The 10,072-nt window shown below is 73.0% G+C and carries 9 protein-coding genes; 7 read left to right on the forward strand and 2 right to left on the reverse strand.

What is annotated here, in order from left to right; genetic code table 11:
* Window positions 1-115 precede the first annotated feature (115 nt).
* Window positions 116-1,369 carry an iron uptake transporter deferrochelatase/peroxidase subunit gene (gene efeB / locus AC0680_RS17490; protein ID WP_478629320.1) on the reverse strand — a complete coding sequence of 418 codons (1,254 nt, stop codon included), beginning with the start codon at window positions 1,367-1,369 and terminating at the stop codon, window positions 116-118.
* 304 nt (window positions 1,370-1,673) lie between these two features.
* Here efeB and AC0680_RS17495 point away from each other — a divergent pair, with 304 nt between their 5' ends.
* From AC0680_RS17495 to AC0680_RS17510, 4 genes are all read left to right on the forward strand, one after another.
* Entirely contained in the window at window positions 1,674-2,030 is a 357-nt protein-coding gene (locus tag AC0680_RS17495; RefSeq protein WP_478629322.1) for an acyl-CoA carboxylase epsilon subunit, read from the forward strand.
* 175 nt (window positions 2,031-2,205) lie between these two features.
* Complete coding sequence (locus tag AC0680_RS17500; RefSeq protein ID WP_478629731.1) at window positions 2,206-3,762, forward strand: APC family permease; 1,557 nt, start codon at window positions 2,206-2,208, stop codon at window positions 3,760-3,762.
* Window positions 3,763-4,036: 274 nt separating this feature from the next.
* Window positions 4,037-4,933 carry a PP2C family protein-serine/threonine phosphatase gene (locus tag AC0680_RS17505; RefSeq protein WP_478629323.1) on the forward strand — a complete coding sequence of 299 codons (897 nt, stop codon included), beginning with the start codon at window positions 4,037-4,039 and terminating at the stop codon, window positions 4,931-4,933.
* Between the two features lies 1 nt (window position 4,934).
* Entirely contained in the window at window positions 4,935-5,921 is a 987-nt protein-coding gene (locus tag AC0680_RS17510) for an MASE1 domain-containing protein (protein WP_478629734.1), read from the forward strand.
* 17 nt (window positions 5,922-5,938) lie between these two features.
* Here the strand turns inward: AC0680_RS17510 and AC0680_RS17515 are convergent, their stop codons facing one another.
* Entirely contained in the window at window positions 5,939-7,000 is a 1,062-nt protein-coding gene (locus AC0680_RS17515; RefSeq protein WP_478629325.1) for an ATP-dependent DNA ligase, read from the reverse strand.
* Window positions 7,001-7,100: 100 nt separating this feature from the next.
* On the opposite strand from AC0680_RS17515, the gene ligD reads away from it, so the two are divergent.
* From ligD to AC0680_RS17530, 3 genes are all read left to right on the forward strand, one after another.
* Window positions 7,101-8,117, forward strand: a complete 1,017-nt coding sequence (ligD, locus tag AC0680_RS17520; protein ID WP_478629327.1) for a non-homologous end-joining DNA ligase — start codon at window positions 7,101-7,103, stop codon at window positions 8,115-8,117.
* A 248-nt stretch (window positions 8,118-8,365) separates the two neighbouring features.
* The gene (locus AC0680_RS17525; protein WP_478629329.1) at window positions 8,366-9,589 is read left to right on the forward strand and encodes a PP2C family protein-serine/threonine phosphatase; all 1,224 of its coding nucleotides are present in this window, start codon (window positions 8,366-8,368) and stop codon (window positions 9,587-9,589) included.
* Between the two features lie 153 nt (window positions 9,590-9,742).
* Window positions 9,743-9,976 (forward strand): hypothetical protein, encoded by a 234-nt coding sequence (locus tag AC0680_RS17530; protein ID WP_478629332.1) that lies wholly within the window; start codon window positions 9,743-9,745, stop codon window positions 9,974-9,976.
* Window positions 9,977-10,072 lie beyond the last annotated feature (96 nt).

Consider the following 10,072-nt stretch of genomic DNA (forward strand, 5'->3'; position numbering starts at 1 on the left):
GGGTGGTGTGAGGACCGCCCCCCCCGCTCCTCTACTTATTCTCCCCCACCGTTGGTGGCTTGGGTGGCGATTAGCCCCGTCCTCCCCCCCCCCCCCCCCCCCCGCCGCCGTCCGCTCAGATCTTCTTCAGCAGCTGGGAGCCGAACCAGTCGTCGGCGTCCTGGACTCCCGGCAGCGCGAAGAAGTAGCCGCCGCCGATGGGTGTGATGAACTCGGCCAGCGGTTCGTGTTCGAGACGCTGCTGCACGGTCGCGAACTGCCGCTCCGGATCCTGCTGGTAGCCGCAGAAGACCAGGCCGAGGTCCATCCGGCCGTGTGTGTCGAACCCGTTGTTGTAGTTGTAACTCCGCCGCAGGAAGCGGGAGTCGTCGGTCTTGGCGGTCCGCGGGTTGGCCAGCCGGATGTGCGCGTCGTGCGGGATGACCTCGCCGTGCGGGTCCTTGCGGTAGTCCGGCAGGTCGGTCTCGTGCCTGCCGTCCAGGGGCGCGCCGCTCGCCTTGCGCCGGCCGAAGATCTTCTCCTGGCGCTCCACCGGTACCTTGTCCCACTTCTCGACGTGGAAGCGGATCAGCCGCAGCACCTGGTAGCTGCCGCCCAGCGCCCAGTCCGGCTCACCGCAGGGCGGCGTCACCCACAACAGCCGGTCCATCTCCCTGGCCGACTCGGTGTCCGGATTGACGATGCCGTCCTTGAAGCCGACGAACGTACGCGGCGACCCCGAGGGCCGGGACGGATTGAGGAAGGCGTCCGACCGCCAGCGGGGCCGCAGCAACCCGTCCGTCTCCCTGGCCACATCGCGCAGCACATGGACGATGGCGTCGGGGTGCTGGCCGCAGATCTGCAGCGACAGATCGCCGTGGCAGCGGGCCGGCTCCAGCCGGTCGTCGGGGAAGGCCGGCATCGCCTTGAGATGCCGCGGCTTGTGCCCGGAGAGCCCGAACCGGTCGTCGAACAGCGAGGCCCCCACACCGAGCGTGATGGTGAGCGAGTCGGGGGTCGGCTCCTCCGCGGCGACCTGCTCGTCCTTCGGCTTCACCCCGGCCGCCAGCACCCGGGACCGGTGGGTGAGCGTCCGGAACAGCTTCTCCAGGCCCTCGCGGTTGTCGGCCAGCACATCGAAGCCCGCGAAGCCGGCGAAGAGTTGTTGGGGGGTCACGATCCCGGCCTGATGGCGTCCGTGGAAGGGGACCCTGTCGGGCAGTGTCCGCCCGCCGTCGCGTACCGCGCCGGCCGACCGGTCCGCCGCGGTCGCCTCCTGGCCCAGCCCCGCGGCCGCCACCCCGGCGAGCCCCGCAGCGCACTTGAGGAATCCTCGGCGGCCGTCGTCCCGCACCGGGGCACGCTCGTCGCCGGCCTGATCACGTCTCATCGTCCCGCCATCCTGACTACGTCATCCGGCACCAGCGTGCCTGCACGTACCTGTGCGACATGCTCGCGGGCCCCGGCATGAGGACCGGGACCAACACGGCCCGGGCGGCGGATATCACGCGCGCGGCGCCGGCCGGTCGCCCGAATGGCCCAGGCGGACCGCCCTCCCGCGCGACAGCGCCCCGCCACGCTTCTAGCGTCACCCCTGTGACCTGCCCGAACACGGCCCCGAACCCGGCATGGCGAGATGCCGGGGCGGGCTGTCACATGCCCCGCACCGCCCATGAGCCCCGGGACCCCCAGCTATGAACGCATTCACCGACGAGAACCGGACCACAGGCGAGGGCACCCAGCTCGAAGAGCCCGCACCGGGTGAGGAGACCGCACGGGGCGACGCGGGCCCACCGGCCGACGCGGGGGCGCCGGCCGAGGAGAGCGCGCCCGCCGTCGAGCCCCCCGCGCTGTCGCTGCGGATCGAGAAGGGACATGCCGAGCCCGAGGAGCTCGCCGCGATCGCCGTCGTCCTGTGTGCCCAGCTCGCGGGCCTGCACGCACTCGCCGCCGGCGCCCCCGCCGAGGAGCGCCCGGCCGACCGGCGGCACCCCAGGGGGCACTCGGTGCGTCCCTCCGCATGCTGGTCCGGCTGCTGGACCTGCGCCTGAGGCCACCGCACGGCGTGCACCCGGGGGAGCGGCGGACCGCGGCCCGAAGATCGTCACGTAGGGTCCAGCGAGGCGGAACAGCGCATCGAGGGGAACCGTTTTCGTGGCAGAGGGCCAGGCATCCGAGGGGGGCGGCGCGGCGGGCGCGCCGGAAGTACGGGCGCAGGAGCGCCGGTTGCGCCGGGACCTGGGGTTCTGGGGGCTGACCGGTATCGGCTTCTCCAACATCGTCGGCTCCGGCTGGCTGTTCGCCGCCATGTACGCGGCGCAGACGGCCGGGCCCGCCGCGCTGCTGTCCTGGATCGGGGCCGGACTGCTGTGCGGACTGGTCGCGCTGGTCCTGATCGAGCTCGGCGCGTCCCGGCCGGAGGGCGGCGGCACGGTCCGCTGGCCGCTGTTCGCCAGCGGCCGGCTCGTCGGCACCCTCATCGGCTGGTCGACGCTGCTGTCGGTGGGCGGTACCGCGGCGGAGATCAGCGCGATCATGCAGTACGCCGCCCACTACCTCCCCGGTATCTACAACGGCCACACCCTCACCCTCTCCGGCCTGGCCCTGGCCACCGGACTCAGTGTGCTGCTGACTGCGCTGAACTGGTTCGCGGTGCGGATGTTCGCCCAACTCAACAACCTGATCACGGTGTTCAAGATCGCCATCCCGGTGGTCACCGTGTTCGCGCTGATCGCCTCCGGCTGGCACTCCGGCCGGCTGACCGACCACGGCGGCTTCGCGCCGTACGGCTATGTGGCCTGCCTGACCGCGCTGGCCGGCGGCGGCATCGTCTACTCGGTCAACGGCTTCCAGGCCCCGCTGGACTTCTCGGGCGAGACCCGCAACCCCCGCCGGACCATCCCGGCCGCGGTCCTCACCGGCATCGCCCTGGCCGTGGCCATGTACCTCGCGCTGCAACTGGCCTACCTCTTCACCGTCCCCGAGAACCTGCTCGGCAACGGCTGGCAGGGCGTCTCCTTCGACTCCCCCTTCGGCCAGCTCGCCCTCATCCTCAACCTGCACTGGCTGTCCAGCCTGCTCTACGCGGACGCGGTGATCTCGCCCGGCGGCTCGGCGTACGTGGGCGTGGCGATCGACGCGCGGCACACCTACGCGCTGGCCAAGAACGGCACCATCCCCCGGTACTTCATGAAGGTCAACCAGCGCTACGGAATCCCGCGCCGGGCACTGGTGATCAACCTCCTGGTCATCGTGGTCTTCCTGCTGCCGTTCGGCGGCTGGCAGGACATCGTGAGCGTCATGGGCGACATGTATCTGCTGATCTACGCGGCCTCCGCGGTCGCGGTCGCGGTGTTCCGCGCCGAACCGGGCGGGCGGACGGCGGGCTGGGTGCCGGGGCTTAGCTGGATCGCGCCGCTGAGCTTCGTGGTGGCCGGCGAGTTCGTCTACTGGTCGGGCTGGCACGATCTGCGCCTCGCACTGCCCCTCGTCCTCGCCGGCCTGCTGATCTTCCTGGCCATGCACCGCCCCGGTGCGCGCGACGCGGCGGCCGTCGAACGCGACGGCGCGGGCCCGAGCCGCCCCCTCGGCGTCGAACTGCGCACCGGCGCCTGGCTGGTGGCCTATCTCATCGGCCTGACCGTGCTCTCGTGGTTGGGCACCTTCGAGGGCTCCGGCCGCCTGCCCGCCCCCTACGACTCGATCGCGGTGGCCGCCCTCGCCCTCGCGGTGTTCTTCTGGGCCGTGCGCTCCGGCGTCCGCCACCGGGCGGCGACCGCGTGAACCCGTCCCGGGTCGGCGGTGGCGGCAAGAGGGACGACGGGCGGCCCGGCGGCGATCGCTCCCCGTAGCCGTCCGGCTGCGCGAGACGCCGCGCGCCGGGGTCCGGGGCCCGGCCGCCCGCCGTCAAGCGGAAGTCGCACCGCGGAAATAAGATGAATCGGACAGGTGGGCTCACCGGAGCCCCATGAGGCCAGGTCAGGAGGCCCATGCGGACCGCCGCACGGAGCGTGCACCCCCGCAGTGGCCCATGCACCGATGCACCTTGGAGCGATCCATGCTTCGGCGTCGTCCCCCGCGGTCGGCGAGCGCCGACGATCTGCTGACCACCCTCGGCCGGCTGACCGCCCAGGCGCGGGAAGGCGCCGAGAAGCAACGGGCCCGGGTCGAGCTGGCCGAGGCGCTGCAGCGCGAGATGCTGCCGACCCGGCTGCCGGAAGTGCCCGGGCTGCGCACCGCCGCCAGCTACGCCCCCGCCCGGCACGGACTGGACATCGGCGGTGACTGGTACGACGGCTTCCCGCTGCCCGACGGCTCGCTGGCCTTCTGCATCGGTGACGTACAGGGCCACGACGTGGAGGCGGCCGCCTTCATGGGGCAGATCCGCCTCGGGCTGCGGGCCGTCGCGGTGCACGCCGCCGACCCCGGCGAGGTGCTGAGCCGGGCCAACGACCTGCTGCTGTCGGTGGACTGCGGGCTCTTCGCGACCTGCACCTTCGTCCGCTTCGACCCCGTCACCTGGGAGCTGTCCAGCGCCCGGGCCGGCCATATCCCCGGCATCTGGGCCACCAGCGACGGCCGCTCGGGCCTCACCGACGACCCTGGGGGCGTGCCGCTGGGCATCGTGCCGGGCGAGGTCTACCCCGTCACCCGCCGTCGGCTCGACACCTCCGGGGCGTTGGTGCTGCTCACCGACGGGGTCGTCGAGGGGCCGTCGTTCCCGATAGAGGCCGGGCTGCAGCAGGTGACCCGCCTGGTGTGCGCCAACGCCGACGGCGATCCGGCCACGGTGGCCGCCGCGGCGATGAGCGTGGCCGAGCTGACCGGGCACAGCGACGACTCGGCGGTGATCGTGCTGTGCTTCGACGGCAGTGGCCCGCAGCCCCGGGTGAAGCGCGGCCCGGGCGCGCGTGTCGTGGCCGACGCCCGGCCGCCCGCGTTGTCTGATGGCTGATGTGGTGCGCACCGAAGAACTCCGTCGTCCCGCACCGGCAGCCCTGACCATCCTCGTGCTCACCGCCGTCTACTTCGCGTCCGCATGGATCGGTCTCCGGGAGTCGGTAGTGGTCGGCGGTGCCGTGGTCACGCCCTTATGGCCGCCCACGGGCATCGCGCTGAGCAGCCTGCTCCTGCTGGGCATGTGGACCTGGCCGGGCATCGCCCTCGGCACGCTGGCGATCGTCGCCACGCTCGGCCCGCTCGACGTCACGGTCCTCGGCGTCATGGCGGGCAACACCCTCGCACCGGTGTGCGCCTGCCTGATGCTCCGCAAGGCGGGCTTCCGCGTCGAACTGGACCGCCTGCGCGACGGAGTGGCACTGGTCGCCCTCGGCGCCTTCGCCGGCATGCTGATCAGCGCGACGCTGGGCAGCGGAACCCAGGTGCTGACCGGTGCGCTGCCGACCGGGGGCTTCTGGCGGACCTGGGCGGCCTGGTGGGTGGGCGACGCCATGGGCGTCCTCGTCGTCACCCCGCTCGTCCTCGCCCTCCGCACGATCCGCCGGCCCCACGGCATCCCCGTCTACCGCTGGGCCGAGGCGGCGGCACTGCTGGCCGCGGCGGTCGCCTTGTCGTTCATGGCGACCAGGAGCCAGCTCTCCCTGCTCTTCCTGGTCTTTCCGCTGATCGTGTGGGCGGCGCTGCGCTTCCAGCTCGCGGGGGCGGCGCCCTGCGTGCTGCTGGTGTCCGTACTGGCGATCTCGGCGGCGACCGCGCGCATCGGACCGTTCGAGGGCCAGAGCCTGCTGGAGGCGATGGTCAACCTGCAGGCGCTCAACGCGTCGGCGGCGCTCACCGCACTGCTGCTGTCGGCGATCGTCACCGAGCAGAACGCGATCCGGCGCAAGATCGAGCAGGCCTGCACGGAACTGGCCGAAGTGGTGGACCGGCTCGCGCCGGGGGAGAGCCGGCGCCGCTGGCCCCCGGGCACCGACCAGCACTGACCGGCCCGCGGCCGCTCTCAGCCCTGCAGCAGCTCCCGCAGGTCGTAGCCCACCGGCTCCTCCAGCTGGGCGTAGGTGCAGCTCTCCGGCGTACGGTCGGGGCGCCAGTGCCGGAACTGGGCGGTGTGCCGGAACCGGCTGCCCTCCATGTGGTCGTAGGCGACCTCGCACACCCGCTCCGGGCGCAGCGGTACCCACGACAGGTCCTTGCCGCCGCTCCAGCGGCTGGGCCCGCCCGGCATCCGCCGGGACGCGTGCGCCGCCTCGTCCGTCCACGCCCCCCAGGGGTGGCCGGCGACATCGTCCATCCGCAGGGGAGCCAGCTCCTCGACCAGCTGCCGCCGCCTGGCCATGGGGAACGAGGCGCACACCCCGACATGCTGGAGCCGGCCCGCGCTGTCGTGCAGACCCAGCAGCAGGGACCCGACCACCGGCCCGCTCTTGTGCAGCCGGTAGCCCGCCACCACACAGTCGGCGGTGCGGGCATGCTTGATCTTGAACATGGCGCGGTCGCCCGGCCGGTACGGCAGGTCCAGCGGCTTGGCGACCACCCCGTCCAGCCCCGCCCCCTCGAACTGGGTGAACCAGCGGCGCGCCAGCTCCTGGTCCGTCGTCGCGGGCGCGGTGTACACCGGAGCCCGAGCCGGCCGCAGCGCCTCGACCAGCGCTTCCCGGCGCGCCGCCTGCGGCTGGTCCAGCAGCGCGTCCGGACCGAGCGCCAGCAGATCGAAGGCGACCAGGGAGGCGGGCGTCCGCTCGGCGAGCGTACGGACCCGGGAGTCCGCCGGATGGATGCGCTCCAGCAGCTCCTCGAAGTGCAGCCGGCCGTCATGGGCGATGACGATCTCGCCGTCGACGACGCAGCGCGGCGGCAGCTCGGCCCGTACGGCCGCGACCACCTCGGGGAAGTAGCGGGTGAGCGGCTTGGTCGTCCGGCTGGCGATCTCGACGTCCGCCCCGTCACGGAAGACGATGACCCGGAAGCCGTCCCACTTGGCCTCGTACTGCATGCCGGCGGGGATGTCGGCCACCAGCTTCGCGAGCATCGGCGACACCGGGGGCGTGACGGGCAGATCCATGCTCCCGATCCTGCGGGCTCGGGGCGCTCCCCGCGCGCCGAGGGCGCCTGGGGACCGGCCCCGGCGCGCGGTGGCGCGGCGCGGACCCTAGCGTGGAGGCATGGCCGGAGGCGGAGCTGTCGAGCTGGACGTCGCGGGGCGCACGGTGCGGGTGTCGAACCCCGGCAAGACGTACTACCCCGAGCGCGGCTTCACCAAGTTGGACGTCGCGCAGTACTACCTCGCCGTCGCGGACGGGGTGCTGCGGGGCCTGCGCGACCGGCCCACCACCATGCAGCGCTTCCCCGACGGAGTCGAGGGCGAGTTCTTCTACCAGAAGCGGGCTCCCAAGGGGCTGCCGGACTGGCTGCCCACCGCCCGCATCGCCTTCCCCAGCGGCCGGTTCGCCGACGAGATGTGCCCCACCGAGCCCGCGGCCGTGCTCTGGGCGGCCAACCTCGGGTGCCTGACCTTCCACCCCTGGCCGGTACGCCGCGCCGACACCGAGCACCCCGACGAGCTGCGGATCGACCTCGACCCGCAGCCCGGTACCGACTTCGCGGACGCCGTCCGGGTCGCCTACGAACTGCGGGAGCTGCTGGCCGAACACGGACTGCGCGGCTGGCCCAAGACCTCCGGCGGACGCGGGGTGCACGTCTATGTACCGATCCTGCCGCAATGGACGTTCACCGAGGTCAGACGGGCCGCCATCACCGTGGCCCGGGCCCTGGAGCGCCGCCTGCCGGACCTGGTGACCTCGGCCTGGTGGAAGGAGGAGCGCGGCGCGAAGGTCTTCGTCGACTACAACCAGATGGCCCGGGACCGCACCATCGCCTCGGCCTACTCGCTGCGGGCCAGGCCGCGTGCGACGGTCTCCACCCCGCTGCGCTGGGAGGAGCTGGCCGACGCCACGCCCGAGGACTTCGATCTGCGCACGGTCCCGCCGCGCTTCGCCGAACTCGGCGATGTGCACGCCGACATGGCCGACCACGCCTTCAGCCTGCAGTCCGTCCTGGAACTCGCCGACCGGCACGCGGCGGAGGAGGGACTGGGGGACCTGCCCTATCCCCCCGACCACCCGAAGATGCCGGGCGAGCCGGCCCGGGTCCAGCCGAGCCGGGCGCGCAAGGCACGGTAGGGCGTGCCTTCCGCGTGGCGAGCGGCCCGCCCGGGTCGCATCTCCCCACCCGGACGGCCGTACCCGCCCCGGTCGTACCACTGCCGGACCGGCCTCGCCGTTCGCGCGCCGACGGGGGCGGCGGACACCCGGCCCGGCATGCGCGCCGCCCGTCCGGGCGGGAACATTCCGCACGTGGTGACCGAGAGGAACGCACCCGAGGTGGACGGCGAGCGCGCGCGGCGCCCGCCGTCGGATGCGGGCCGCACGTGAGCGAGCCGGCGATCGACTACCAGGCGGTCTTCCAGGCGCTGCCGGGCGCGGTGCTGCTGCTCACCCCGCAGTTCGTGATCGCCGACGCCAATGAGGCGCTGCTGAACCGGGCCGGGCGGGAGCGCCGCCAAGTGATCGGCCGCCCGCTCTTCGACGTCTTCCCCGACAACCCCGACGACCCCTACGCCACCGGGACGCGCAATCTCCGGGCCTCCCTGGAACGGGTGGTGGCCACCGGTGAACGCGACACCATGGCGCTGCAGCGCTACGACGTCGAGTCGCCCGGCCGGCCGGGTGTGTTCGAGGAACGGTACTGGAGTCCGGTCAACGCTCCGGTCCTCGACGCGGAGGGACGGGTGCGGCTGATCGTCCACCGGGTCGAGGAGGTCACCGACGCCGTCCGGGTCGAGACCGAGGGGGAGGGCGACCGGGAGCGGCTGGAGGCCGAGCTGGTCGCCCGGGCGCAGGAACTCCAGGAGGTCAACGAGGACCTGCGAGCCGCCCATGCTCGCGAGCGGCAGGTGGTGCTGACGCTCCAGGACGCGATGCTCCCGGCGCCCCGGCCCGTGGGACACCACCGGGCCGCGGTGCGCTACCGGCCCGCGGTCGGTGCGCTCAACGTCTGCGGCGACTGGTACGACCTGGCCGAACTGCCCGGGGACCGGATGGCGGTGGCCGTCGGCGATGTCGTCGGCCACGGTCTGGACGCCGCCTGTGTCATGGGCCAGCTCCGCAGCGCGCTGAGCGCCGCGACGCGGGTCGCCCGCGGCCCCGCCAAGGCCCTGGAGGTGCTCGGCATCTACGCCCGCTCGGTGGCCGGCGCGGAGTCCACCACCGCGGTGCAGGCCATCATCGACTGGACCACCCACACCATCGCCTACAGCAGCGCGGGCCATCCACCCCCGGCGCTGCTGCACCCGGACGGCGCGGTGCGGCTGCTGGACCAGGCGACCGATCCGCCGCTGGGAGCCCGGCCCGAGCATGTGGCCCGCCCCGAGGCGCAGGTGGCCTTCGCCGACGACGCCGTGCTGGTGCTGTACACCGACGGGCTCATCGAGCGCCGGAGGGAGGACATCGACATCGGTCTGGGGCGGCTGGCCGACTGTCTGACCCGGCACCGGGGCGCCGACGTCGAGGCGCTCGCCGATGTCCTGCTGGCGGAGCTGCTGCCGTCCGGTGGCGCCACCGACGACACGGCCCTCGTCGTCATCCGGCTCTGAGCAGCACATCCGCGGGCTCTTCGCGCCCGATCACTACCGCGAGTGGAGCAATTTCCTGGGCCGTTGGGGTGGCCGGCCGTCGTGTCTGCTGGGGTCGCGGCTCAGTGCGGTACTTATCGGAATGTCCGATTTCCTGCCTAACTGGAGAACGCAATGCGCAAGTCGATAGGACGTTCCGTCGCCGCCGCGGCGATCGCTGCAGCCACCGTCGTACCGCTCGCCGGCACGGCCGCGGCCGCTCCGCAGACCCCCGCGGCGTCCTCGTCGGGCCACGATCATCATGGCAAGAAGCACGGCAAGCACCATCATCACGGTGGCTACCACCACAAGGACGGTAAGCACCTTGGCCTGCTCTCGTTGATTTTCGGCCTGCTTGGTCTGCTCTGAGCGGGAGCAGCGCATCGGGGGGGGGGGGGGGGGGGGGGGGGGGGGGGGGGGGACGGGGGGGGGGGGGGGGGGGGTCACCCGCCCACCGACCCGACC

The organism is Streptomyces sp. NPDC043738, assembly GCF_056436545.1.

Coding starts and splice junctions, on each gene's coding strand:
- efeB (WP_478629320.1), bottom strand. CDS start 1,369: ATGAGACGTGATCAGGCCGGCGACGAGCGTGCCCCGGTGCGGGACGAC.
- AC0680_RS17495 (WP_478629322.1), top strand. CDS start 1,674: ATGAACGCATTCACCGACGAGAACCGGACCACAGGCGAGGGCACCCAG.
- AC0680_RS17505 (WP_478629323.1), top strand. CDS start 4,037: ATGCTTCGGCGTCGTCCCCCGCGGTCGGCGAGCGCCGACGATCTGCTG.
- AC0680_RS17515 (WP_478629325.1), bottom strand. CDS start 7,000: ATGGATCTGCCCGTCACGCCCCCGGTGTCGCCGATGCTCGCGAAGCTG.
- ligD (WP_478629327.1), top strand. CDS start 7,101: ATGGCCGGAGGCGGAGCTGTCGAGCTGGACGTCGCGGGGCGCACGGTG.
- AC0680_RS17530 (WP_478629332.1), top strand. CDS start 9,743: ATGCGCAAGTCGATAGGACGTTCCGTCGCCGCCGCGGCGATCGCTGCA.